The 24,236-nt window shown below is 50.6% G+C and carries 19 protein-coding genes and 15 tRNA genes; 5 read left to right on the top strand and 29 right to left on the bottom strand.

All coding sequences use genetic code 11. From position 1 onward, the window contains the following. Window positions 1-7 precede the first annotated feature (7 nt). Window positions 8-724, top strand: coding sequence for a spermidine synthase (locus IEY53_RS29840; RefSeq protein ID WP_229696435.1), 717 nt, complete (start codon window positions 8-10; stop codon window positions 722-724). Window positions 725-839: 115 nt separating this feature from the next. On the opposite strand, the gene IEY53_RS29835 is transcribed toward IEY53_RS29840, so the two are convergent. Then, window positions 840-5,828, bottom strand: coding sequence for a DUF4132 domain-containing protein (locus IEY53_RS29835; RefSeq protein WP_189031373.1), 4,989 nt, complete (start codon window positions 5,826-5,828; stop codon window positions 840-842). A 16-nt stretch (window positions 5,829-5,844) separates the two neighbouring features. Further along, window positions 5,845-6,264: a hypothetical protein gene (locus tag IEY53_RS29830; RefSeq protein ID WP_189031371.1), complete on the bottom strand. Its 420-nt coding sequence runs from the start codon at window positions 6,262-6,264 to the stop codon at window positions 5,845-5,847. A gap of 210 nt (window positions 6,265-6,474) precedes the next feature. On the opposite strand from IEY53_RS29830, the gene IEY53_RS29825 reads away from it, so the two are divergent. Then, window positions 6,475-7,227, top strand: coding sequence for a 3'-5' exonuclease (locus IEY53_RS29825; protein ID WP_189031369.1), 753 nt, complete (start codon window positions 6,475-6,477; stop codon window positions 7,225-7,227). A gap of 226 nt (window positions 7,228-7,453) precedes the next feature. Beyond that, window positions 7,454-8,218 carry a MerR family transcriptional regulator gene (locus IEY53_RS29820; protein ID WP_189031368.1) on the top strand — a complete coding sequence of 255 codons (765 nt, stop codon included), beginning with the start codon at window positions 7,454-7,456 and terminating at the stop codon, window positions 8,216-8,218. 101 nt (window positions 8,219-8,319) lie between these two features. On the opposite strand, the gene IEY53_RS29815 is transcribed toward IEY53_RS29820, so the two are convergent. From IEY53_RS29815 to IEY53_RS29765, 11 genes are all read right to left on the bottom strand, one after another. After that, window positions 8,320-9,201 (bottom strand): copper amine oxidase N-terminal domain-containing protein, encoded by an 882-nt coding sequence (locus tag IEY53_RS29815; protein WP_189031367.1) that lies wholly within the window; start codon window positions 9,199-9,201, stop codon window positions 8,320-8,322. 473 nt (window positions 9,202-9,674) lie between these two features. After that, the gene (gene aroD, locus IEY53_RS29810; RefSeq protein ID WP_189031366.1) at window positions 9,675-10,439 is read right to left on the bottom strand and encodes a type I 3-dehydroquinate dehydratase; all 765 of its coding nucleotides are present in this window, start codon (window positions 10,437-10,439) and stop codon (window positions 9,675-9,677) included. 174 nt (window positions 10,440-10,613) lie between these two features. Then, window positions 10,614-11,450 carry a carbohydrate ABC transporter permease gene (locus IEY53_RS29805; RefSeq protein ID WP_189031365.1) on the bottom strand — a complete coding sequence of 279 codons (837 nt, stop codon included), beginning with the start codon at window positions 11,448-11,450 and terminating at the stop codon, window positions 10,614-10,616. 24 nt (window positions 11,451-11,474) lie between these two features. Beyond that, the gene (locus IEY53_RS29800; protein ID WP_189031364.1) at window positions 11,475-12,350 is read right to left on the bottom strand and encodes a carbohydrate ABC transporter permease; all 876 of its coding nucleotides are present in this window, start codon (window positions 12,348-12,350) and stop codon (window positions 11,475-11,477) included. A gap of 79 nt (window positions 12,351-12,429) precedes the next feature. Then, window positions 12,430-13,731: an ABC transporter substrate-binding protein gene (locus IEY53_RS29795; protein WP_189031363.1), complete on the bottom strand. Its 1,302-nt coding sequence runs from the start codon at window positions 13,729-13,731 to the stop codon at window positions 12,430-12,432. A gap of 21 nt (window positions 13,732-13,752) precedes the next feature. Further along, a complete protein-coding gene (locus IEY53_RS29790; RefSeq protein WP_189031361.1) occupies window positions 13,753-15,243 on the bottom strand; it encodes a DUF5605 domain-containing protein in 1,491 nt (496 codons plus the stop codon). 277 nt (window positions 15,244-15,520) lie between these two features. After that, on the bottom strand, window positions 15,521-16,693 hold the full coding sequence (locus IEY53_RS29785; protein WP_189031359.1) for a response regulator: 1,173 nt from the start codon (window positions 16,691-16,693) through the stop codon (window positions 15,521-15,523). Then, window positions 16,671-18,509, bottom strand: coding sequence for a sensor histidine kinase (locus tag IEY53_RS29780; RefSeq protein ID WP_308424268.1), 1,839 nt, complete (start codon window positions 18,507-18,509; stop codon window positions 16,671-16,673). The genes IEY53_RS29785 and IEY53_RS29780 overlap by 23 nt, the downstream gene beginning before the upstream one ends. Window positions 18,510-18,697: 188 nt before the next feature. Further along, complete coding sequence (locus tag IEY53_RS29775; RefSeq protein WP_189031357.1) at window positions 18,698-19,021, bottom strand: GGDEF domain-containing protein; 324 nt, start codon at window positions 19,019-19,021, stop codon at window positions 18,698-18,700. After that, on the bottom strand, window positions 19,018-19,476 hold the full coding sequence (locus IEY53_RS29770; protein WP_189031356.1) for a PleD family two-component system response regulator: 459 nt from the start codon (window positions 19,474-19,476) through the stop codon (window positions 19,018-19,020). The genes IEY53_RS29775 and IEY53_RS29770 overlap by 4 nt, the downstream gene beginning before the upstream one ends. A gap of 70 nt (window positions 19,477-19,546) precedes the next feature. Continuing rightward, window positions 19,547-19,807, bottom strand: coding sequence for a hypothetical protein (locus IEY53_RS29765; RefSeq protein ID WP_189031354.1), 261 nt, complete (start codon window positions 19,805-19,807; stop codon window positions 19,547-19,549). Between the two features lie 188 nt (window positions 19,808-19,995). Between IEY53_RS29765 and katA the strand changes: the two genes are divergently transcribed. Further along, on the top strand, window positions 19,996-21,453 hold the full coding sequence (gene katA, locus IEY53_RS29760) for a catalase KatA (protein ID WP_189031352.1): 1,458 nt from the start codon (window positions 19,996-19,998) through the stop codon (window positions 21,451-21,453). Window positions 21,454-21,608: 155 nt separating this feature from the next. Here the strand turns inward: katA and IEY53_RS29755 are convergent, their stop codons facing one another. Then, the gene (locus tag IEY53_RS29755) at window positions 21,609-21,803 is read right to left on the bottom strand and encodes a sporulation protein Cse60 (RefSeq protein ID WP_189031350.1); all 195 of its coding nucleotides are present in this window, start codon (window positions 21,801-21,803) and stop codon (window positions 21,609-21,611) included. 369 nt (window positions 21,804-22,172) lie between these two features. Between IEY53_RS29755 and IEY53_RS29750 the strand changes: the two genes are divergently transcribed. Then, window positions 22,173-22,619, top strand: coding sequence for a GreA/GreB family elongation factor (locus tag IEY53_RS29750; RefSeq protein ID WP_189031348.1), 447 nt, complete (start codon window positions 22,173-22,175; stop codon window positions 22,617-22,619). Between the two features lie 139 nt (window positions 22,620-22,758). Here the strand turns inward: IEY53_RS29750 and IEY53_RS29745 are convergent. The 15 genes from IEY53_RS29745 to IEY53_RS29675 form a co-directional block, all read right to left on the bottom strand. After that, window positions 22,759-22,829: transfer RNA gene (locus IEY53_RS29745), tRNA-Gly, on the bottom strand. A 12-nt stretch (window positions 22,830-22,841) separates the two neighbouring features. After that, window positions 22,842-22,915 (bottom strand) — tRNA-Pro (locus tag IEY53_RS29740). Between the two features lie 11 nt (window positions 22,916-22,926). Further along, window positions 22,927-23,003, bottom strand: a tRNA-Arg gene (locus IEY53_RS29735). A gap of 9 nt (window positions 23,004-23,012) precedes the next feature. Beyond that, window positions 23,013-23,087, bottom strand: a tRNA-Gly gene (locus tag IEY53_RS29730). A gap of 7 nt (window positions 23,088-23,094) precedes the next feature. Beyond that, window positions 23,095-23,178 (bottom strand) — tRNA-Leu (locus IEY53_RS29725). 17 nt (window positions 23,179-23,195) lie between these two features. Next, window positions 23,196-23,271: transfer RNA gene (locus IEY53_RS29720), tRNA-Lys, on the bottom strand. Window positions 23,272-23,284: 13 nt separating this feature from the next. Beyond that, a tRNA-Gln gene (locus IEY53_RS29715) sits at window positions 23,285-23,359 on the bottom strand. A 33-nt stretch (window positions 23,360-23,392) separates the two neighbouring features. Further along, a tRNA-Asp gene (locus IEY53_RS29710) sits at window positions 23,393-23,470 on the bottom strand. Window positions 23,471-23,474: 4 nt separating this feature from the next. Beyond that, a tRNA-Met gene (locus IEY53_RS29705) sits at window positions 23,475-23,551 on the bottom strand. Window positions 23,552-23,594: 43 nt separating this feature from the next. Further along, a tRNA-Met gene (locus IEY53_RS29700) sits at window positions 23,595-23,671 on the bottom strand. A 27-nt stretch (window positions 23,672-23,698) separates the two neighbouring features. Continuing rightward, window positions 23,699-23,774: transfer RNA gene (locus tag IEY53_RS29695), tRNA-Val, on the bottom strand. 6 nt (window positions 23,775-23,780) lie between these two features. Then, window positions 23,781-23,852, bottom strand: a tRNA-Glu gene (locus tag IEY53_RS29690). A gap of 15 nt (window positions 23,853-23,867) precedes the next feature. Continuing rightward, window positions 23,868-23,960, bottom strand: a tRNA-Ser gene (locus tag IEY53_RS29685). A 3-nt stretch (window positions 23,961-23,963) separates the two neighbouring features. Continuing rightward, window positions 23,964-24,039: transfer RNA gene (locus tag IEY53_RS29680), tRNA-Asn, on the bottom strand. 3 nt (window positions 24,040-24,042) lie between these two features. Then, window positions 24,043-24,119 (bottom strand) — tRNA-Ile (locus tag IEY53_RS29675). Window positions 24,120-24,236: the final 117 nt, after the last annotated feature.

Genomic DNA, 24,236 nt, shown 5'->3' with positions numbered 1-24,236 from the left:
TGGCGGATTGCAGGAAATCAGAGTATACGACACCACAGAGTTATACGGCGAGAAAGGCCGCTTCCGGGTGATGGAGTTCAACAACCAGGCAATCCAGGGTGCGCTCGATTTGAACCGGCCCAAGCGGGTTGTATTTGAGTATCCGCGGGCCATCATTCATCTGATGGAATACAACAATTCTTTTTTTGCAGATGTGTTTGCCATTGGCCACGGCATCGGAACGATTCCCGGTTATTTTGCAGAAAAACGCTTTAAAGTGGCCGAGATTAACGCGGAAGTGGTGGAGCTAAGCAGGAGGTCCTTCGGATATACCCTGGATAATGTAGAGATCGGGGATGGCAGACAGATTCTGGAGCATGAGCCTGCGAACCGGTATGACTATATTATTCTGGACGCTTTTACCGCCAAAGGAACTCCGCAGCATCTCACTTCGGACGGATTCTTCCGCATGACCCGCTCCAAGCTGCACCCGCAAGGCTCCATCATCATGAATCTGATGGGTAAAGGCGGGCATGACCCGTTGATCGGCGCAATCCATACCACGCTGAGCGGGGAATACGCCTATATCAAGACCTTCGCCCTGCGCTCCGGCGGGGCGGCCGGCATGCTGAACATCCTGATGATGGGCAGCAGCCGCCCGATCCGCTACCAGGCGCGCTATCTGGCCGGCTTCACCGAGATCCACCCCGCACCGGGGTATGTCATCGGAGACACCTGCGAATAAACGTCTGGAGCACGGATCAAAGGCAAAAATGCCTTCCATTCGCGCCCTCACGACGTCTAGAGCACGGATCAAAGGCAAAAATGCCTCTCATTCGCTCCCTCACGGCCCCTCTACCTTATCCCCCCAGCTGCATCAGAATCTGCAGATCTTTGATCATGGTGTCCTGCGCCAGCAGCATCACCTTGGAGAGAATCTCCGCGGTGCGCGGATCTTCGTCCAGGAATGGCAGGAACAGCCGCCCGCGGTGCTGAGAATGCACCGGGATGATATGAAGCGCTCCCGTAGCCTGCTTATAGGCTTGTCCGCTGCCCAGATGCACGGCATACTCACCCAGTGTGCCTTCAATCCGCGCATAATTCCCATCCATACGTACATTGCCGATCTTCAGCAAACGCAGCGATTCATTCACAATGACCCGGCGCATTTCGATGGTCGTCAGACTGGCCTCCGGATCAACGCCGCCAACATGAGCAACGCTCACCACCAGATCAATATCACGCATCACTTCGGAGAAGATGAGCGGCGGCACCTGATCCAGCGCTACTTCTTTATAAGTGGTCCTGTCGAAGAACTGCACCGTCTCCAGTGTCGGCGCTTCGGTATCCGCCGGGGAGAACCAGTCAGCCATAGCGTACAGGCGGACGATCAGATTCTCGGCATAAAAGACCCGCTGCAGCCCTTCCTCATAACTTACCGTCCACTGCCTGCTCTTCAAAAGCGCCACCGTCTTGCTCGGCTGTACCTGATGCCCTGCGTAACGGCGGGACAATACCCCATTCGCCAGCTCATCCGCATTCGGCAGATACAGCTCGCGGAAGATCTGCTTAAACGGCTGGCGCACCTGGCGGTCGAACAGATCCTTCTGGTACAGGCTCCATTGCCCGCTGCGATAGAGATCCAGCGGATGGGCAATTTGCAGCATATCCTGTCCGCCAAGGGCCTGCTGTACCCCGTCCGGGTCCACAAGTGCCGGCCCCTCCGCAGCAAAGTACCCTAAGGCTTCTTCTCCGCTCTTCAGCACCAGCGGGCGCAGCAGCGGTGCCAGCACCGGATTGCGGGTAATTCCCATAATCTCATCCACGGTGAACGTGCTGCCGGATTCCATGGACCGCTCCAGCTCGGCACGGGCGCGGCGGTATTGTCCGGTCAGTTCCGCCTTCGCTTCCTTCAGCTTCTCCACATGCTCATGTTTCTTGAAGCGGGACGGCACCGATTTCAGCGCCTTGCCCTTGCTGATTACGACGTAGTCACTCTGCCCCTCATCGTCAATGCTGAGCATGACGGTAGTCTCTTCATCCAGCGCAAAGGGGTGGAAGAAGACCGTAAGCTCATCAAGCTTGCGCGACTCCAGATCCCACATCATGCGGGTGACATCGGCATAGCCGGCATTGCGGGCCAGATTGCCCAGGGCAATCCGGACGATCAGCGCTTCACTGGCACGCCGTTGCGCCCCGAATTTCTTGCTCTCCAGCAGGAACTGCTGGATGAACTCATAACGCTCGCGGATATCCTGCTCGCGGTCAGCACGAATTGGAATCAGGCTGTAGCTCAGCAGATGATCCTTGTTGCGTTTCTGCGCCGCAGAAGTCTTCAGCTCCTCAAGCTTCAGCTTGCCGAGTGTGGCATCGGCGAACAGCTGGGAGCGGCGGTGATTCGCACCCGCGGAGATATATTTCGCGCATTCATAGAGCAGCTTGAACCGTTCCTGGCCCAGCGTCTCGTACGCTATCTGAAACCACTTGACATCGAATGCGCCGTCATTGAAGTCCTGTGGTGTAATGGGCGAATAATGCGCAACTACGGTCTCTTTTTCCGCAGAGAAACCTTCATTGATGTGCGCATGGAAATACCAGGCGGCACTGCGCAGCCCTTCCCAGCCCAGATACTCGGCAATAATTTCAATCCATTGCGGGGCATACATAGCCGCTTCCAGCAGTTTTTTGTCAGAGAGTTTATATTCCTTCAGCAGAATCTTCAGTAGCCCGGCATCATCACCTTCCCGGGGATGACAGACCTTGAGCAGATGGCTGAATGACTCCTTTTTCGTAATGTTGTCTCCGTAGCCGTACACATAACCCCGAATAAACGTATCCTGATCCAGCCCGGCGAGAATGCGCACAAAGTACTCCATGCCCTCAATCCGTTCCAGCCCCATAGTCAGCGCGGTCACCTCTGTCGGCAGATCCCCACGTCCCAGCTCAATGGCCAAGAGACGCTCAATCATCCGTGCACGCAGCTCCACCACCTTCGGGCTGTTCTCAATCCATTCATGGCTGCGCGAAGTCATCCACCGCATATGGTTACGGTTATCTTGGCCGAGAAGCAGTTCTTTAAGAAGTGTCCCTTCACCAATCATTCCGTCATTAAAAGCTTTGATATAATTTTTCAGCCCAATGACGGAATGGTTCTCTTTGCTCCCGAGCATACGCTCAAGGGTATAGGAGGTGAGGAACATCGCTTTGAACTCCTCTGATCCGCTCCAATGGGAGTGTTCCATCTGAATGAAGGGCTGGATCAGCAAATTCAGCAAAGGGCTCTCCTCTTCCAGCTTCTCTTCCGGGAACGCCGCCATGAGGGCATTAACAGCTCCGTCCGCCAGGCGGAACTCCTCTGTCTTCGCACTGTCTGCAAAAAAAGCTGCGACCAGTGTTTCCGTCTGCCACTTATAGCGCAGCTTGTCCAGTACCTTCTGCACGTCCCGAATCTGCTGCACCGGGTAGACCCGTTCGGCAAACTCAGCTCTAAAGCCTTCCAGCAGCTTTTGCTTGCGGAGGGCCTCGTAATTAGCAGAACCGTTATAATAGCCGTAATAATGATCCAATGTCTTGTCCAGATCCGTCAGGGTTATATAGAAGTTAAGCTCCAGCAGATCCCTGGCCTCCCAGCCGCTCTCCTGCACATAAGCGGACCATACCTCATGCAGGGGATATTGCTCAAGACGGGAGGATGTATGATCCTCATGACTCTGAATGTACCCTTGCAGGGGCCGGAAATTGGTCCCGATCAGCAGCGTTTCTTTGTAGCCGCTGTAATACTCCGCTTCATACTCTACATCGCGGTGCTCATGAATCTTTTGATCAAGTCCTTCCAAGAACGTCCGGATCTGCTCCAAAGACAGCTTGAATACGTGCTTCCACTCGAAGCTGCCGGGCTTTGGCCCTTCAGCCAGCCAAGGCTCCGTCTGCTTGGGATCAAACAGCCCATAACCGTTCGCCCGGATGTATTCGTTCTTCTGCCCCATCTTAGCCATCAGCTCGCGTTCCTTGGCGGAAGGCTCTGTAATCCCATCGACATGTGGCTGCACCGCCAGGAACAACTCTTGCCGTGCTTCATCCTCGAACAACACCGTAGCAATCTCCAGCCCGGCGAGCCGCTGCAGGCTGTTCTTGCCCTGCAGCAGCCGGCTGACCGCAGTCAGCAGAGCAGGGTCCGGCTGCTTCAGCAGCATCCGGGTAACACTCTGGCGCAACGTTCCGGTCTTCAGCTTCAGCAAGGCTTCGGCCATTTGCAGCTCTTCCTCTGACAGGATCAGCTCCTGGGCCAGTTCGAGCGCGAACTCCCGGTTCTTCATGCTCTTATCGGAGAGGCTGGCGAAGATAAATTCCCGCTGTACAGCCTCCTCGGGCGCCAGCACGAAGTAATTCAGCAACTCCCCACGCAGATCTGCACTAAGCTTGTCCCTCAGCGCAATGACCTCATTCACCCAACCCGGGTCCATATCGTAAGAGATCAAATAGAGCATTTTTTGTACCGGCAAATCACGGGTATAAGCAATCTGGAGGAAATCAAGCACTTTCGACGGGCCCGTCCGGTCCCCGCTGGCCGGGTTCAGGAATATCGCCTTTAGCGCATCGAAGTCCCGCCGCCGCTCCTCTTTATCCTCCAGCTGCGGACTGGTTCTGACCTCGATCCTTGGCCCCTCATCGTTAGATGCTCTCCACATCCGGTCATAACTGTAATTATAATTCGTCAGAATCCAGTACAGCAGCTCAGGCTCCTGCTCATCCAGATACTGCCGGGCGCTGGCCAGGCGGATCTCTTTATTCTCACTGTTCGCAAGCACATACTGGGCTACGATTCTTTGATACAGCTGCCCACCGGCCATAAGCGTATCAATCTTCCCGTACAAGTCTTCTTCCTCATACACCGCTGTACTCCATAGGCTTAGGTACACATGGTTCGCGTTGGCGTCGGACAGCCAGGCTTCCCGCACAGCTTCATCTGTAAGCACCTCATAAGCACCTTCAATCAGCTGCCTGGCCACCCGCTGGTTCTGTGCTTCCAGGCCCATGCCTGTCCATGTCCCCAGCGCCCGCACCACCGAGCTGTACCGGATCAGATCGTTATCGATAATCAGCTTCAGCATATACAGGTTGTTCGACAGCGTCCCCATATCCATCGTTTCGACAATGGATTGCCGCAGCCCCTCTTGCAGACGCGCTGCAATCAGTAATTCACCCGTCATTTTAAGAGCCTCCGGGTTATGGCTCAGAAAGACACCCTTAATCATACTCTGGCTGAGTTGCGCTCCCTGATTGTCGCCATATACCGCTTCCTTAAGCAGATCCAGCATGCCCCCATCCCCGTGGTCCAGCTCATAGGCCACTACATCAGCCAAAGCCACGTCAATACGGTAGCTGGTGCTGTAATCTTTCTCATGATTGGCTTTCAGATATTCCGGCAGCGAGAACTCCAGGATTTCCATAAAGATCAACGCATTGATCTTATTAAAGATTCGCATCCGGTGAACTTCAAGCTCCCGTGAACGGAAGGGCCGGCGTGCATAACCGATTCCGTAAGGCTGTTCCTGGGCATGATCTACTATGTAACGTACGATTTCAACAGTATGTGCGCTGTAGAGCAACTCCATCACTTGAATAAGCGGCTGCCAATAACCAGCGAAATCCGTCTGTTTTTCGGCAGCCCGCTGTTGCAGGATAGCTACACATTTTTCGTATAGTTCTTCTCCTTCATGCAAATACCGGTTTTTGCTGAGTTCAGCGAGGACAACGGCAAGTTCAGAACCTTCCCCTTCAAGCGCCTGGGCTTTCTTCTGCATATCGGCATACCCATTTGTTTCCCACTCCGCGTTCCCTATTTTCATGTAAAAAGCTCCTCCTCTACCACATTCGTCCTGCAAGCATCGTAAACCTTATAAATACCAGATCGTCGCCCTCTTCCATCTGCAGGGGACCATCCAGTGCCGTACATTCCTTCTCCCCTACAAACACTTTGTACAGCCCATCCTCAAAAGCCAGCAGCGCAGCCGCAACCGCCTTATCTTGATCAGGCCCTGTTTCGTTATACACTGTGCCGAAGCCTACTTTTCCATTGTCGCCGCGTTCCCCGATTTCATCTCCGGTCAGAAAAGGGATTATTCCCCCCTGCCCCTGCTTGTCCTGCAGCTTCTGCACCTGCTCCGAGACTACCTCCACAATCAGCTCTCTGAGCGTCTGCGGCGTATTCACAAGCTCAAGCTTGCGGCGCTCGAGAACTGGCCTGCGTTTGCCCAGGCTTTTGACGGTTACATACAGTTTCACTTCGCTTACCTCCCCAAGGCGGGCCTGAAAGACAGACCTCCTTGTCTATTACCCGATTCCCTTTCAATCGTACCCAATTCTCGCCATAAAACTCAAATTTACCCGCATGCATTTCCAATTTCCCGTAAGCCCGCATTTTTTGCTAAAATAGAATAGTCGGCGCATTTTAAGGCAACCCTAGCGCCAGTCACGGAAACGGAGGCAAGTACCTTGGATTATATTATTCTGGACATCGAATTCAACGGCCGCAAGTTTGCCAGCGAGCATCCTATGGAGGTCATTGAGATTGGGGCAGTCCGGTTAGATTCTTCATTGCAGTACAAGGATGAATTTTCTTCCTTAATCAAACCTATATATTTCTCCACCCTCAATTCGTTTATCAAGAAAAAAACCGGCATCCCGCAGGAGGATATTGATATTGCCGCACGTTTTCCCAAAGTGATCACCGCCTTTCAGACCTGGTTGGATCAGAGTGAAGACGGCGTATTGCTTCTTACCTGGGGCGGCGAGGATATGAAGCGGATCATTCAGGATATCCGTATGCATAAGATGGACGACAGCTACTGGATGGCTGCGACCTATTTTGATCTGCTGAAAGGCGTACTCCGTGCCCGGGGCCTCAGCAACGATATCAGCGTTGAAGGTGCCATGGCACTTCTTGGGCTGGAACCTTCCGGGTCTGCCCACCGGGCGCTTGATGATGCCAAGATGACTGCGGAGATCTTCCGCGCAATCTTCAGCGATCTGGATTTCGGGCGGTCCCAGCATTACAAGGATACCTTCTCCAACGCCCGCGAGCGCAAAACCGTCAAGGTGGCCATCAAAGCGATGACCTCGCAAAAAATCGTTCCGACCTGGGAACTCGTAGTCGAGCATTATTTTACTGACAAGGCTACGCTTGCCGATCCGCGGAAGGTGGCCGAGTTGCAGGAATATTTTGCTGCACAGGTTGGACGCCGCTAAAGCCTCATGATCTCCCTGCTCTATCCAATTCTCTTGAAATGAGCACGCTGCTGCTTTCTGTGAAGCACACATAAGCGGCTGAATCCCCTGTATATGAGCAGTAGGGACTTCAGCCGCTTTCTTGGTGTTAGATGCGGGATGCCTTTCCAATTCGTTTTTTTCAAAAAAACACTTGAGCTTGACGCAACGTAAAGGTGTACAGTGAATTTGTCAGGAGGGGTTGCATATGGAATACACGGTCCAGAAGCTGGGCAATCTGGCTGGAATCAGCACCAGGACGCTGCGTTACTACGATGAGTTCGGCATTCTCAAGCCGGCGAGAATCAACTCATCCGGGTACCGTATCTATGGCCAGGCAGAGGTCGACCGGCTGCAGCAAATTTTATTTTACCGGGAACTGGGCCTCAGCCTGGAACGCATCAAAGATATTATGAACGCCCCCTCCTTCGACGGAGCCGCTGCACTAAAGGAACACCGCGAGCAGCTGCTTAAGCGCAAAGAACAATTGGAACTGCTGATTGCCAATGTCGAGAAGACGCTGGCACAAGCCGAAGGGAGAATAACAATGAGCAACAAGGAGAAATTTGATGGCTTCAAGCAGAAGCTGGTAGAGGATAACGAACAGAAATACGGACAGGAAGTCAGAGCCAAATACGGCGACAGCGCTGTAGACAAGTCGAACAGGAAACTGGCCGGCATGAGTGAAGAGGATTATACAGCCATCCAGCAGCTCGAACAAGACATGTTCCGTCTACTGGGCCAAGCGATGGAGCTTGGCGATCCTGCCAGCGAGCCCGCGCAGCAAGGAGCCGAGCTGCACCGGAAGTGGCTGACCTTCTATTGGGACAGCTATACCAAGGAAGCCCATGCCGGTGTTGCACAAATGTATGTGGACGATGAACGTTTCACCGCCTATTATGACAAGGAAAAACCCGGTTTCGCGGCATTTCTGCGGGATGCGGTATTCATCTATACCGGGATGAAGGCGTAAGAACGGCCTCAATAGAAAAGGACACGGCATAAGCTGCCGTGTCCTTTTCCTGTTAACTGATCGGCCGCTGGATCTTTTGACTCCAGCCCTCCGCTTACAGCCTATTCTTCATAGATCACTACGGAGCGGGATACGGGTTCCCATTTTACAGTAGCCTTCAAGGCTTCGCTCACAAAGCGCACAGGCACTACAGTACTGCCGTTTATAATCGCTGGAGGAGCCTGAAGTGTGACTTGTTTGCCATCGACGTAAGCCAGCTTCTTATCAATGAACAATTTTACTGTAATTCCGTCACGGGTTACGGTAACAGAACGTTCTTCCTTGTTCCAGATCACCTCGGCTTCCAGAGCCTCGGAAATTGCCCGGAATGGCACGAATGTGCTGCCATTTTTGAGGATTGGAGCCACTTCACTTGCAGGCTCTTCACCGTTAACGTACAGCTTCACACCGTTTTTGCCGGTTTTCTCGTACAGCTTGCCCAGTTTTTTATAAGAGTCAAGATTTTTAACGTTGGCTTTGATGGCTTCCTTCTCCACGTATACCGCATCGGTAACGCTTCCTTTTTTGTCCAGTATGTCGGCAAGTGCTGACAGAGCCGCATCTTTCTCCTTTATTGCCTCCAGTTCAGCCTTCTTTTCAGGAGTTAGCTGCAGGTTATATCGGGTCAATAAAAGCTCGGCAATTACAGCACCGGCAGGTTTGTCTTTTACATTCTCAATCGCTTTTAAAAGTCCCTTGTACCCATTGTGTCCATTGCCGCCATAGGTAGCGTATGTAACTGAGGTTACGGTTTCTTTCACCTTGCCTTTGTCCTCTTCCTTTACCGTTTGGGCAACGGGCTTGGCTTCCGTGTTTTTTTCCTTCTTGTCTGCGCTATTGCCATTGCCATTACCATTGCCATTTCCGGGCTTGGCCAGCACCGTTCCTGACATCAGACTTACTGCCAGCAGGCAGCTTACGAGGATCATCCAGCTTTTTCTCATATGTCCTATACCTCCTCAAGAGTTGTAAATCTCTTATTATTTCGGCTGGGAGAATACACTTTGTTAGAGCCGGCTGACTTTTCAGGAGTTAGGACTCGGGCCGATAAAAGCAACGCTACTGCAGCACTAGTGGAGGACCTGCCGCATCATCCCCTGCACATGAGCATCATCCTGCGATGAGAGCTTATCCTAATGTATATTGTGCAGCACAATCGCTCCCAGATAGCTTAAAAGTCCATTTGGATGTATTTCATACAGCGGAAATTTAGAAAACGGGCATTTTCCAGCCATTCCTTCTATTCCCAATGCATCAAATGCAGTCAAATCGACCCTGAGCTGCTTTAATCCACAGCCTGATGTACAAAATGCAGTGAAATGACTCCGAAGTATGGGCTGTCCCAAACCAAGATAACAAAAGCGGCAACCGGGATCAAAATCCCGGTGCCGCTTTTAGGATCACACTATTTATAGTCTTATAGGCTGCGGTGCAATAAGGCCAGCACCTCACGCAGCTCTCTGATCCCCACCTGTCCCGGTGCCGACGGCCGGTAAGCCGCGCCGAAGGTGAGCGCCGAGCCGAAGATTTCTCCGGCCAATCGGCTGATCACACCTGACCCTGCCATGGACATCGTAATAATCGGGCGGTCCGCATACTCTTCCTTCATCATATGGGTGGCTGCCAGCAGTATCAGCACATCCGCCGGGCTGCCGGGCATAACCGCGATCTTGGGCAGATCTCCCCCAAGCTCCTGAGCCTTGCGCAGACGGGAGATGATCTCCTCCTTCGGCGGGGTCCCGTGAAAATCATGGTTCGAGAGAATGACGAACACATTGTTATCATGCGCAGCCGCGATAAGCACCCGTACATCCTCTTCCTCATTGAACAGCTCTACATCGATAATATCGACCAGACCGCTCGCGGCAGCCGCCTTATTCAGCGCGATATAATCTCCGGTGCTGATTTCCTTCTCGCCGCCTTCTTTGGCGCTGCGGAAGGTGAAGATCAGCGGCAGATCCGGAAGCAGGGCACGAATCACGCCAAGTGCGTCCATAACGGCCTCCAGCTCTTCCACCTGCTCAAAAAAATCGGCACGCCACTCCACCAGGTCGGGAGCCAGCGCCTTCAGCGCCGCTGCCTCCTGCTTTAAATCGGATAACGTCGCCCCCACAAGCGAAACGCAAATCTTCGGCGTACCCTCGCCTATAATTACATTTTTAACGGTTACTGTGCGGCTCATAAATTACAGCTCCTATCCTGGTATGTAGATCTGCTCCTGACTTTTGCCGGTCCCGCTATATCCTCTATCTTATTGGCTTTAACCCGGATAATCAAACCCTTTCGTCCATCCTCCACAAGAAAAGGACACAGCAGCTTATGCCATGTCCTTAATGATAGCTGATTTCGCCAAATATTAGCCTTTAACAGAGCCGGCCAGCCCGGAAACAAAATATTTCTGAAACAGCAGGTAGACTACCAATGTCGGAATAATGGAAATCAATACTCCTGCATTCATCAGGGTATAATCCGTCGCATGTTCTCCCTTGAATGACAGCAGCCCGGTAGTGATCGTTCTCATTGAATCCTTGGTAATAAAAATTTGGGCAAGCAGGAATTCATTCCAGGTTGCCATGAAGTCAAAGATCACCAGGGTTGCGATTGCCGGCATGGCCAGCGGAAGAACGATGCGGTAGAATTTCCCCATATCCCCGCAGCCGTCGATCAGAGCGGATTCATCAATCTCCTTGGGAATCGTCCGGAAAAAGCCCCGGAGAATCAGAATGCCAAACGGTATGCCGAATCCGACATAAACGAGAAAAATACCAGGATACGTATTGACCAAATGTGTCTTGTTCAGAAAAATATTGAGCGGAACCAGCGTGGCCTGAATCGGAATCATCATACCCACCAGAAAAAAAGCAAACATGGAATTGCTCCATTTAAAGTTGAGCCGGGTCAAGGCAAACGCCGCCAGTGCTTCAATCATAATCCCCAGCGGGACCTTGACCAAACAGATAAAAGCAGTATTGCTCATATACATGCTCATTTTACCCTGATTCCAGGCTTCAGCGAAATTCCCCCACTGGAACTTCTGCGGCAGGGCGTAGAAAGGGCTTGTCAGCAAATCCGACTTCGATTTCAGTGCGGTAAATGCAATAAATAATACGGGAATCAGAAATATGGCGGCCAAAAGGATCAATACGGTGTACCTCAGCGCCTGGATTCCCGGGTGAACCCTTAACTCTTCCATTCGTTCCCACCCGCTTTCTATCCTTTACACATGTGATTTCTTTGTTGTGTAGTAGACATAAGGAATAATGACAATCATGGAGATCATAACCAGAAAGAATGAAATGGCTGATCCTGTCCCGATATTTGCAAACTTGAAGGTTTGATTATACATCCACGAGGATAATACCTGCGTGCTTTCTGCCGGTCCGCCGCCGGTCATTCCGTATATAATGTCATAGACCTTCATTGAAGCGATAAGTGTTGTCGCAATGACAATTACAAAAGTCTCCCGGAGCAGTGGAAGTGTAATATACCAGAAGGATTGATGCGGCTTGGCTCCGTCGATGTAAGCCGCTTCATAAGGGTCCTGCGGAATCGTCTGAAGACCTGCCAGAAACAGAACCATCGGCTGTCCGATACCCTGCCACAAAGCCGCGACAAATACTGCATACAGAGCAGTTTTGGGTTCAGCGAGCCAGGCATGTTTCCAACTCTCCAGACCCAGCAGCTCCAGCGCTTTATTCACAAATCCCTGGGTAGGATTATAGATCCAGGTCCAGCCGGTTGCGACAATAATACCGGACAGCACATACGGAAAGTAGAAGATGCCGCGAAACACAATACGCCCCTTCAGCTTCTTGTTCAGCATTAGAGCCAGGATTAGACCAAAGCCCATAATGAGCGTCAGAGAACCGATCGTCCACAGTAAATTGTTTCGTAATGCCCTCGCAAAGACGGTGTCATTCATGATCAGGTCCGTATAGTTGCCCAGCCCCACGAATTCCTTGTCCGGAGTGACTCCATTCCACCTGAAGAAGCTGAGAAAAAACGTGTAGATGGACGGTACAAAAATCACCGTCAAATAAATAACCAGCGCAGGCATCAGGAACAGCCATGGCTTCAGTGTTCTTGTTGTCACAAGGAACGCTCCCTTCCTGCTTGGGATTACAGCCTCTCCTTTGCTATAAGACTGCAATCCCCCGCATTCATTCATCCTCTTATTTCTGCTTGCTCTTGTAGGCAGTTACAGCCTTGTCCATACCTTCCGCTGCCTGCTGCGGTGTCCATTCGTCAAGTGCTACCTTATCCTGCGCCTCGAACAGCTTCTGGGCCACTTCCTGCGGCAAGGCCTGGTCAGTAATCAGGAAACCTCCGTCACCCGCGCTGTCGAGCAATGGCTTGAGATGGGGAGTAGTATCGGAAATATTGAATTCAAGCGCCGCCGGTGAACCATAATCTTCAACGTACTTGTTGATTACATCTGTACTGGTCAAATATTCACCGAACTTAATGGCCGCCTCCTGTTTAGCCGCTTCCGTTTCAGCATTGATCTGGAACATCTCGGCGAACACAGAGGCCCTGGACGGCGTCTGATCGTTCGGGAATTTAAACACATCAAAGTCTTTCGGATTAAATCCGTTCGTAATAATCGTTCCGTCAAACCAGGTACCTTCATTAATTATTCCTGCCGCCTCCTGATAGATCAGGCTTTCAGCTTCGCTCGGGTCCAAGGATGAATAGCCCATCGGAAAGTAACCTTTATCCGTGTATTCCTTGATCTTCCCGAAGGCCTTGACGACAGCCGGATCATTCCAGGAAGCATCCAGGCTGTTTAACTTATCATGCAGCTCAGGGCCTGCAAAGTGTTCCAGAAGCTGTTCGGTCAAACGCATCGTATGCCAGCCCCCTTTGCTTCCAAAAGCAAGCGGGGTGATATTATTGTCCTTTAGGGTTTGAAGCTGGCTTTCAAACTCGGCAAAGGTCGCAGGCGCTTGCAGATTGAGCTTTTGATAAACATTTTTGGGATACCACATCCCCAGTACATTGAGATGGATCGGGATGCCGGATACTTTCCCATCATAGGTCGACATGTCGATAGCTGTTTGATTGTAAATTTCGGACCACTTATGATCTGCGGCGACTTGCGTCAGGTCCATCGTCATCCCGTTTTCCGCATAGAAGGAACCCAGCGATCCGCCCCAGGTAAACCACATATCAGGCAATGTTTTGGAACTGGCGGCCACCTTCAAAGCTTCCTTAATCGGGTCCACCTCGTATTTGGTAACCTCTACACTGATATTCGGATTCGTCTGTTCAAAATCCCGTACCGCCTCCGGCAACCATTCCCAGCCGGTATTCAGCACCCATAAGGAGATATTGACCTTTGCCCCGCCGTTTTGGGTATTATCCGCTGAGGGGCTTGCATTGTTCACCGTCCCGCTGTTATTACCGGAAGAGCAACCCGCAGCAATTATAGAAACAAGCAACACACCCGTCAGCAGCAAGATCCATTTTTTCATGTACATTCCCCTTTTGATGATTTAGTTGTGAACGGCTGTAATACGCAGTGCCTGATAAGGCTTGCCCGGCAAATCTATACGGCTTCCCGCTGTATATAATCCGGGTAATGCCGTTATCGTCATCTCCCAGGTGTCGATTCGCTCAATGGTGAAGGTAATGTCTTCGGGGAGCGGCAGAATGCGGAAAGCCGGCCGGCTGGAGCCAAAATAAACGAGATAATATTCACCATCCACACCTCCGGCCGATGTATCCCATTCAAAATTAATCGAAACCTTGTCTAATTGCGGACCTTCCTCCACAATTCCGCGCAGGAACCTGATCCGCTCCGGGCTGTCCCCATGCAGCATTCCTCCATGCGACCACCAGAGGATAGGGTCTTCTTGAAGAAGGGTCTCCCCATGCGTCACATATCCTCCCTGCAACACACCTTCCCAGAAACAATCGTGCATTCGCTCCGCGGTGATATTGCCCCAGCCATGGTTCAGGTTCCCCTCGTATCGGCATTCGTCAATGACCACCGGCTTCTGAAATTGCTCCCGCCATTCGGATACGAAATGAAGATCGGGATGCTGGATGCTGGCATGTGTCACCCACGGTTTGCCATGGTCATACCAATGCAGATTGCTCCGGTAATGAATCCCTGGATGATGCCAGTTATGAATGGACCGCAGATGCTGGTAAGGATCATGCTCTTGAAGTAAGCGGAAATACCGATCCCAATCCTGCATCGACTTCGACTTCATCAGATCATATTCATTGGCAAGCGACCACCACAGATTACGGAAAGAAGATAAGCGGGCGATGGCATAACGCAGGTACAAGCTATCCTCTTCGCGGCTCATCTTCGAGAAGCCCCAGCGGTCATAGGGATGGAACAGAATCAGATCCGCTTCGATACCCAGAGCTTGCAGATTGCTTAAGCGGCGTTCCAGATGCCTCCAGTAGCCGGGATTGAATGAGTTCAAATCCCATCCGTTCTCCAGTGATCCTTCATAAGGATAGAATGCCGGCTCGGTCAGGTTGTAGTCATAATGCTTCGGAAACACACACATTCTAATTTTATTAAAAGCCGACGATTCGGCCAGACTGCGAAGCGTCTGTTCCTCCAATTCTTCCCCTTGGTGATTCCACACATAACAGGTCGTTCCGAATGGATAAAAGGGGGTTCCGTCCGCATAAGCGAAATGGAATGTCTTATCGACGCCTACAGGACCTCTGTTCCCGGCTTCGGGATCTACACAATAGAAGGTACCCCGGATGCCGCTCAACTCCTGAACATTGCTTGTAGTTTCATAGGACCATTCTCCGACCGTATCCGGCATAAACCGGATAATGTAGCGCCCTTCCCCGTCATAGAATCCGTCCACCTCAATTACAAGGTGCCGCAGCCGGAACTTAGCGGTTAACGTTATTTCTGTAAACGGATTTCCCGATGAGGGTCCCTGTAGATTCAATTCAAATCTCCCCCAGCGCTGTGTTCGGAGGCTCCCCAATTGTTCTTCATCTTCCATGTGATACTCCCCTTCCTTTGCTGATCTGTTCTGCTTCTATTTCTATTGTAGAGAGGGAAAGCGGGGAGCAGTAGCCAGTAAAAAGGCTCTTTCCTACACTATTTGCACGTCTACCCGGGATAATATGGGCATTCCGTTTTTTCAATAGCTGAATCATGACATCTCCTATGTTTTTTTGTCATTCCCTTTCTCCTGAACGGCAGCCCTGAAATGCCAAACAGCAAGCCTCATGTCTTTCGAAGCTTGCTGCTTGAAGTCTTACGGGCCCTTACTGCCCTTATTGATTTCGGTATTCCAGGGGCGTAACGCCCATGCGGTCTTTGAACAGCTTGCTGAAGTAATGGGCATTCGTATAACCAATATCGGCTGCAATTTCATAGACCTTCCGGTTTGTCCTGCGGAGCAGCTTTTGGGCATGCTCTATTTTGTTGCGGATAATATAATCGCTGAAATTCTCACCAAGCTCCTTAATAAAAATCCGGCTTAAATAACCCGGGCTCACGTGAATGGCCTCTCCTACTTTTGCCAGTGTGACCTCTTCCAGCAGATGCTGATCAATATATTCCTTAGCCTTGCGCACAATGAGATTATCGCTTTGTTCATGCACGGGAAAACGCAGCAGCGCTCCCAGATAAGCCTCCGGAAGCCGGGTCATATCCATGCAGATGGGACTGACGGCAAAAATCAGCGCGACATTGAGCAGTTCCAGTACCTTTTGGCGCAGGATCTCCAGATATTTGCTTTTATCCGCCTGTTCTGCTCGCGGAAGTACCGGTGCAATCCAAATAATCTCACGGAAGCTGCGGTGAAATACAATCCCGCCCCAGTCCTTGGTTACAAATTCGGTAATTAAATACTGCAAAGATAGAAAGCGCAGATGATTCGAATCCTCATCCCCCAGAACCGCATCATCCCTTTTGCGGAATACCACCAGTTCATAACCTTTTTGGTAAGCATCGTCCGCAAATTCAGGGATAACAGGACTTAATGGAAAAGTGTATCTATCCAGAAGAGATAAGTACAGCGCATTCTTCTCCTCCCCCGTCAGTTCCGGCGGCACCGCAGAAGTTATTACATTGAGTTGGGCAAGCACCTTCTGAAGGGTGGAGACAATTTCATGCTCATCCATTGTCGGCTTGTGCAAATAATCAATGGCCCCCAGCTTAAATGCTTCCCGTACATAAGTGAAGGTGTCATAGCTGCTCAAGAAAATAATCTGTACGAGCGGATACTGGACTTTAATCTGTTTGGCCAGCTCCAGCCCGTCCATTCCCGGCATCCGGATATCTGTCATTACAATATGAATGTCTTCCCGGGCCATTACCAGGAGTGCCTCCTCGCCGCCTGCGGCTTCAGCATGCCAATGAATACCCTGGCTTTCCCAGTTGACCATATACCGCAGGCCCATTCTGACGATAGACTCATCTTCAACGACCAGTAGATTCCACATGGCTATCCCCTCCCAACTGCATACTCATCAAAGGAATGCTTACCCTCATTATCGTCAGATTGTCAATCCGCAGCATCTCCAGTCCATATTCTTCCCCGAACCGCAGCCGGATGCGGTCCCTAACGTTGCGCAGCCCGATCTGCGAGGAGTCCGGGGCATCTGGGGCGTTATCCAAATTTATGACTCCGGGCGGGAAACCTGCGCCATCATCAATAATCTCCAGAATCAGAGCACGCTGATCCTGCCCGGGCATCGCTGTTACCGTGATGTGCAAATTCCGGTCCAAACCTTTGGCACCGTGAAAGATTGCGTTCTCCAGCAGTGGCTGAAGCAGCATAGGAGGGATTGGAAGATGAAGAAACTCCTCCGGGACCTTCCAGTCGACCGTAAACACATTGGTATATCTCAAATCCATCAGACTGACGTAATCCCGCAGCATCTGCAATTCTTCCTGCAATGAGACGAGCTCACTGTCCAATTTCATATTGGCCTGGAGCAGCTTGTTCAAGGCTTGAATCAGCTTGGCGATATGGGGCGACTGCTGCAGAATGGCAAGCATCCGGATCGAATTCAAGGTGTTGTACAGAAAATGAGGCTGGATCCGGGCACGCAGTGCATACAATTCAGCGTGGCGCTTCTGGCGTTCCTTCTCTTCAATAGAATGCACCAACTCATCCAATCGGGTGACCATCCGTCCATAGCTGCCCTCCAGCCGCCCGATTTCATCACCGCGTCCTACGGGAACAGTGACCGCAAATTTCCCTTTTTCTACATCGCGCATGGAACGGATTAATCGGTAGATCGGCTTGGACAAGCTTCTGGCCAGGAGCCAAGAGGCTGCCGCAGTAATGAATACAAGGGCAACTATAATAAACAGCGTGAACCTGCGGATCGAACGGCTCCCTGCCAATAATTCTTCGCGATCCACTCCCAGATAGGTTTTCCAACCCAAGTAATCGCTTTCAAGAAAAACACCATTGTATCCGATCTGGCGGGTGTCAGAAGAGGCCTCCGTTTCCCAGCCCCCCTTCGTTTGTCCTTGGCCGAAGGACTTAAGCTTGTCTGTCAGTGCAGGTTCAGAACTGTAAATAACCCGCTGGTCCCTGTCAAACACCGCAACTTGTACAGTCGACAGCTCCAAAGACCGTACAATTTTTGGTATAAAATTGGGAGAGATATAGATGGCCATAACCGCCAAAGGTTGATACTCTTCATCCATAAGCAGCCTTGCACCAACAATAGCCTGAAAAGAATCAGTGTTGAACTGATTGATCTCCTGAACGCCGGTAATGGTAAAACCCCCATTTTTCGCTATAACCTCGTCGTACCACGGATTGTCAACAAACCGCAGGTTCGGATTCATCACAGAGTTTCCACTTAGCCGGTAAGCGTTGCTTGTGCCGTTCATACCGTAAACCACAAGCCCGTTAATAGAAGAATTGATGGATGGATAAGCGCTCATCAGGCGGGCCATAGTTTTCTGGGCATTGATCTCTTGGCTCCCCCATTGGTCCTTAGATAAATAGGGCTGATTCAGAAAACTGAAGATATCCGGCAAATAATAAGGAATCATTGTGAATCGGTCAAAATCACTGATTTGCCGTTCAATGGACGTATTTAACTGTGTCAGAATAACACTCAAATCCTGTTCTGTCCGGTCCTGCAGCATCTCTGAGGATTTATGATAAGCAGTTGTCCCGATCAGCAGAGCAGGGACACTGCTAAGAAGGATAAACACAACAAAAAGTTTCGTCTGAAAACGTATATTGGACCATCCGCGCATGCTTGCCCCCCAGAAATTTGGCATCGCTTTCATTACATATTGATATCCCCCCCAATTTATCACTCCATAATTCATAGGTCAACAAATAACTGACAAAATCCAATTAAACCCACCTTAATCCGACATAATTCGACTAACTGCGCCAGACAACAAAAGCGGCAGCCAGGTTCCAGCCCCGGTGCCGCTTTGAGAATAATAATCCTTCCTTGACGTTTATCAAATTATTTCAGACTTTTCACGCTATTGCGTCCGCCCGCCTTGACTGCATAGAGCGCTTGATCCGCCAGAAGTATCAGCTTGCTGAAATCTGCCGCATTTGAAATCCGGCCTGTAGCCGTTCCCAGACTCACCGTAACATAAGGATGGATTGCGGAATATTCATGCCGGATCTTCATTTCACTCACGTGCTGCCGTATATTCTCCGCGAGCTCCCCGGCTTGCTTCTCCCCGGTGCCAAAAGCGGTCAATACAAATTCCTCGCCTCCAAGCCGGGCCGCAATATTCGAGGGGGTGTCTGCAGCTTCGTGAATGACCTGTGCGATCATTGTAATTGCTCAAAAGCCCGGCGGTTCGGAATCCCGGTCAGCACGTCCACCAGCGAGAGCCTTTGCAGCTCTTTATTCGCCCGTTCCAGCTCAACATGGACTCTTTTATTCTCGGTGATTTCCTCTTCCAGCCTTTGATTGCTTTGCTTCAGCTGTATCCTGCTGTGGAAATTGCTGCAATAGGTGACATACAAAATTCTGGAGGCCACCCAGGAAAAGAACAGGAATACAATCAGATTTACATAATGGCCAGCCAGCACTTCACTGGAAGGCTGGACAAACGGCAGTCCTGCAAACAGCAGCAGGGTGGAGATCCCGTACAGAATAATCATTTGCCGGTTGCTGAAGTAAAAAATAACCGAGATACTGATCATATTAACTACAAATGCCATCAACTGCCCATATAACCTCTGATCCGCCAGAGTGACAATGCAGCCCCATAACATAAACACCATGGCATAGAGTTGAAAAGCACGTTCATAAGCGAGGAAATTTACTTCTTTCCTTTTCTTATCTTTTTCAAATTTAGCGGTTCCCCAAAGAAATCCGATATTTATTAGAATCATGAACATATACATTTATCAAATAAAAGCTAAACCGAAAGCTCTCATGTACTTTTAGCAAGGACCCGGCAATACCTACAGCAGCCATTGCGCATTCAACGCCGATGATGATCCTGGCAAACAACCTGCCTCGAAAAAGATTCTCTTCCAATGTAAACTTGCGCAACTTCTCCTGCTCATCTAAAGACATGGAGAAAGGCATCATAACTAATTTTTTAAGCATGTCTATCCTCCTTTAGCTCCATTGTATATCATATCCCAGGTCTTTTTCCCCCAATATTTATTCATATTCACCTCTATATTTTGATGATTTAATTATAATTATTATAAAAAAGGATTGCATTTTATAAGATATTTGTTATTATAGAACTTATACTAAATCTAAATTTAAATCCTATGAGGTGACTATTTATGAGTTCCAACAACAATAATCTTACGACAAGCTGGGGTGCACCGGTTGGAGACAATCAAAACTCAATGACCGCCGGTTCCCGCGGGCCTACATTGCTGCAGGATGTTCATCTGCTGGAGAAATTGGCACATTTTAACCGCGAGCGTGTGCCTGAACGGGTTGTACATGCCAAAGGTGCCGGAGCCCATGGATATTTTGAGGTTACCCAGGATTTGTCCAAATACACCAAAGCAAACTTTCTTTCCGAAGTAGGCAGACGCACGCCGATGTTTATCCGCTTTTCTACAGTGGCCGGGGAACTTGGTTCTTCCGATACCGTTCGTGACCCCCGCGGGTTTGCTGTGAAGTTCTACACCGAGGAAGGTAACTATGACTTAGTCGGCAACAATACACCGGTCTTTTTCATTCGTGATGCCATTAAATTCCCGGACTTTATCCATACCCAGAAACGTCATCCGCAGACACACCTGAAGAACCCCAATGCAGTCTGGGATTTCTGGTCCTTATCGCCCGAGTCTCTGCATCAGGTAACGATTCTAATGTCTGACCGCGGTATCCCGGCCACTCTCCGGCACATGCATGGCTTCGGCAGCCACACCTTCAAATGGGTGAATGCGGAAGGTGCTGCTGTCTGGGTGAAATATCATTTCAAGACAGAGCAAGGCGTGAAGAACCTGGATGTTGAACTTGCCGCCAAACTCGCCGGAGAGAACCCGGATTACCATACAGAGGATTTATTCAACGCCATTGACAAAGGGGACTTCCCCGCCTGGAGACTGCATGTGCAGATTATGCCTGTGGAGGATGCGAATACGTACCGTTTCGATCCGTTTGATGTAACCAAAGTCTGGTCGCAAAAAGACTACCCGCTGATCGAGGTCGGCCGGATGGTGCTGGACCGCAATCCGGAGAATTACTTTGCCGAAGTGGAGCAGGCCACCTTCTCTCCAGGTTCCTTTGTACCCGGCATTGAAGCTTCGCCTGATAAAATGCTTCAGGGCCGCCTGTTCGCCTACGGTGACGCCCATCGCCACCGGGTCGGTGCGAATCATAACAGTCTGCCGATCAATCGTCCCAAGGCTGATGTGAAGAACTATCAGCGTGATGGGGCAATGACTCATGGAAACAATGGCGGCGGTTCCGTCTATTATGAGCCTAACAGCTACGGAGGACCGGCTGAGTCTGCTCAGAACAAACCAGCCCCCTTTGAGGTATCCGGGCTTGCAGACAGCAGCGCCTACGACCACAACGATCACTACACACAGCCGGGTGATCTGTATCGTCTGCTGAGTGAGGAAGAACGCACCCGGCTGGTGCGAAACATCGTAGGGGCCATGGCACCCGTGGAGAGAGACGAGATTAAGATCCGGCAAATCGGCCATTTCTACAAAGCCGACCCGGAATTCGGACAACGGATTGCAGAAGGCCTGGGGTTACCTGCACCAAGCAATCCATAAGTAAATACACTTCCAAAGCAAAGAAGTCCTTCAACCGAATCGGTGAAGGACTTCTTTGGATATAAGCTGCTTAGCGGATGAACAACAAATAGATGGCGACAATTACAATAGCAAGCGATGAAGCAACAGAAAGAAAGGAAAAAAAAGTATGCCAGCTATTGTTTTTCATTAGTCTTATAAACGATCAAAATGGTACTTCTCTGGTGCTCTGTGCCATCGCGTGAAGATTTAACCACGGAACCGTAGCATACCTTCACTACCTGTTCCTCCTGCAGTCCCGCCAAGAACTCATTTGCTTTATTCTCTGCATACGAATTATCCGTATCTACGAACTCTTTTACTTGTATCATTGTAAACTCCCCTTTAAATAGATTTGGTGGTCAGACGAATTCATGAATTCCCTTCTGTTCAATCATAGGCCGGAACTTATAAATGTGCACATAGCGCATCACCCCTCCGGTAACATTAAATGTAAAAAAATCCTTTACATAGACTAAGGCACTCCGCTGCTTTGCGGAATGCCCTATATATCAGCCTAGCTTAGCACCCAATGCGCCAAGAGTCAACGATAATATGGATTGTATTTACAAGTGCCAGCTGATACACTGTTGTGAAGGTTTCCTATCAGGGAACCTCTATTTATATAGGAGGGATTATCATGGCACAATGTTGCATTACTGCCGGACGAACTGTGTTTCTTAGAGGGGGGGAAATCTACTATGAACCATAGTACACTGAAGCAAGACTCGCGGACACAGTTGATTAGACAGCTGGTTTATTTTGATGAAGAAAAGACCGGATTCCTAACTCATTATTTCCCGGAGCCGGGTAAGCAGCGGGCAGCTGCGGAAGAGCTGCTTAACCGCTATTGCTCCGCTCTGGAGGAGCGGCTGGCCGATTTTCAGGAGGATCAGCTGGATAACCAAGTCCTGATCGGCAGTGAGCTTCAGCTACGCTATCTCGATGACGATGCTTTGGATACCTACACCCTTGTGTTCCCCGAATCAGCCAAGCCTGAAGAGAACAAGGTTTCCCTGCTGTCTCCAGTGGGAATGCAGCTGCTGCTGGCCGAGCCGGGCCGGACTTATGAGCTTCAGGTTCCTTCCGGCCAGTTATCCGTTCAGATCGAAAGCTGCAGGTTCATAAACTGCGGGGAGGTTGGGTAACCGACACTGGGCCCCTTCCGTAACACTACGGAAGGGGCTTTAATTTTTGCCCATAACCACATTGGCATCAAAAGGATAAACCAAAAAACACCTGCCCAGGTTATGGGCAAGTGTCTTCTGCAGTAAATGAATTGTTGTAAGCGGGTGATGGGAATCGAACCCACGCTATTAGCTTGGAAGGCTAAAGTTCTACCATTGAACTACACCCGCAAAGAAGTAAAATCGGGATGACACGATTTGAACATGCGACCCCCTGGTCCCAAACCAGGTGCTCTACCAAGCTGAGCTACATCCCGAAAGTAAATAATGGCGCGCCCTGAGAGATTCGAACTCCCGGCCTTTTGATTCGTAGTCAAACGCTCTATCCAGCTGAGCTAAGGGCGCAAATCTATATGGAGCGGACGACGGGAATCGAACCCGCGACCCTCGCCTTGGCAAGGCGATGCTCTACCGCTGAGCCACGTCCGCAAAAACATGGTGCGCGTGAAGGGACTTGAACCCCCACGTCGTGAAACGCCAGATCCTAAGTCTGGTGCGTCTGCCATTCCGCCACACGCGCACACTTCTGAGAATAAATGGTGAGCCATGAAGGACTCGAACCTTCGACACCCTGATTAAAAGTCAGGTGCTCTACCAACTGAGCTAATGGCTCTCACTTTAAAAAATGGCTGGGGATATAGGATTTGAACCTATGCATGACGGAGTCAAAGTCCGTTGCCTTACCGCTTGGCTAATCCCCAACAGTAATCATGCTTCACTTGAAGCTGTAAAGATGGCGGAACCGACGGGATTCGAACCCGCGATCTCCTGCGTGACAGGCAGGCATGTTAGGCCAACTACACCACGGTTCCAAATTGGTTGCGGGGACAGGATTTGAACCTGTGACCTTCGGGTTATGAGCCCGACGAGCTACCGGGCTGCTCCACCCCGCGTCAGTAACTAAATATTCCATTGTATTCTCTTACCAAGATAATTTGGTTGCGGGGGCAGGATTTGAACCTGCGGCCTTCGGGTTATGAGCCCGACGAGCTACCGGGCTGCTCCACCCCGCGTCAGTAAAAGATATATATGGATGTTTATGGTGGAGGCTGAGGGGATCGAACCCCCGACCCTCTGCTTGTAAGGCAGATGCTCTCCCAGCTGAGCTAAGCCTCCGTGATATGACCCGTATGGGATTCGAACCCATGTTACCTCCGTGAAAGGGAGGTGTCTTAACCCCTTGACCAACGGGCCATGCTGTAATACTAGTGGCGGAGAGAGAGGGATTCGAACCCTCGAGACGCTTGTGGCGCCTACACGATTTCCAATCGTGCTCCTTCGGCCAAACTCGGACACCTCTCCAAATGGCTCCCCGAACAGGACTCGAACCTGTGACAACTCGATTAACAGTCGAGTGCTCTACCAACTGAGCTATCAGGGAATATGGTGGGCCTTAGTGGACTCGAACCACCGACCTCACCCTTATCAGGGGTGCGCTCTAACCAGCTGAGCTAAAGGCCCTTCTATTGTATGCAATTATTAAGGGCAAAAAAAATACCACAGTTTATTGTGGTTGTCCGCTTGGCGACGTCCTACTCTCCCAGGACCCTTCGGTCCAAGTACCATCGGCGCTGGAGG

This window comes from Paenibacillus albidus, from assembly GCF_014644435.1.
Classification (GTDB): domain Bacteria; phylum Bacillota; class Bacilli; order Paenibacillales; family Paenibacillaceae; genus Paenibacillus_AQ; species Paenibacillus_AQ albidus.
This window is presented reverse-complemented; position numbering and strand designations above follow the sequence as displayed.

Coding starts and splice junctions, on each gene's coding strand:
- IEY53_RS29815 (WP_189031367.1), bottom strand. CDS start 9,201: ATGAGAAAAAGCTGGATGATCCTCGTAAGCTGCCTGCTGGCAGTAAGT.
- IEY53_RS29805 (WP_189031365.1), bottom strand. CDS start 11,450: ATGGAAGAGTTAAGGGTTCACCCGGGAATCCAGGCGCTGAGGTACACC.
- aroD (WP_189031366.1), bottom strand. CDS start 10,439: ATGAGCCGCACAGTAACCGTTAAAAATGTAATTATAGGCGAGGGTACG.
- IEY53_RS29780 (WP_308424268.1), bottom strand. CDS start 18,509: ATGAAAGCGATGCCAAATTTCTGGGGGGCAAGCATGCGCGGATGGTCC.
- IEY53_RS29835 (WP_189031373.1), bottom strand. CDS start 5,828: ATGAAAATAGGGAACGCGGAGTGGGAAACAAATGGGTATGCCGATATG.
- IEY53_RS29785 (WP_189031359.1), bottom strand. CDS start 16,693: ATGTGGAATCTACTGGTCGTTGAAGATGAGTCTATCGTCAGAATGGGC.
- IEY53_RS29820 (WP_189031368.1), top strand. CDS start 7,454: ATGGAATACACGGTCCAGAAGCTGGGCAATCTGGCTGGAATCAGCACC.
- IEY53_RS29775 (WP_189031357.1), bottom strand. CDS start 19,021: ATGATCGCACAGGTCATTCACGAAGCTGCAGACACCCCCTCGAATATT.
- IEY53_RS29750 (WP_189031348.1), top strand. CDS start 22,173: ATGAACCATAGTACACTGAAGCAAGACTCGCGGACACAGTTGATTAGA.
- IEY53_RS29790 (WP_189031361.1), bottom strand. CDS start 15,243: ATGGAAGATGAAGAACAATTGGGGAGCCTCCGAACACAGCGCTGGGGG.
- IEY53_RS29755 (WP_189031350.1), bottom strand. CDS start 21,803: ATGATACAAGTAAAAGAGTTCGTAGATACGGATAATTCGTATGCAGAG.
- katA (WP_189031352.1), top strand. CDS start 19,996: ATGAGTTCCAACAACAATAATCTTACGACAAGCTGGGGTGCACCGGTT.
- IEY53_RS29770 (WP_189031356.1), bottom strand. CDS start 19,476: ATGGTGTTTATGTTATGGGGCTGCATTGTCACTCTGGCGGATCAGAGG.
- IEY53_RS29795 (WP_189031363.1), bottom strand. CDS start 13,731: ATGAAAAAATGGATCTTGCTGCTGACGGGTGTGTTGCTTGTTTCTATA.
- IEY53_RS29765 (WP_189031354.1), bottom strand. CDS start 19,807: ATGCTTAAAAAATTAGTTATGATGCCTTTCTCCATGTCTTTAGATGAG.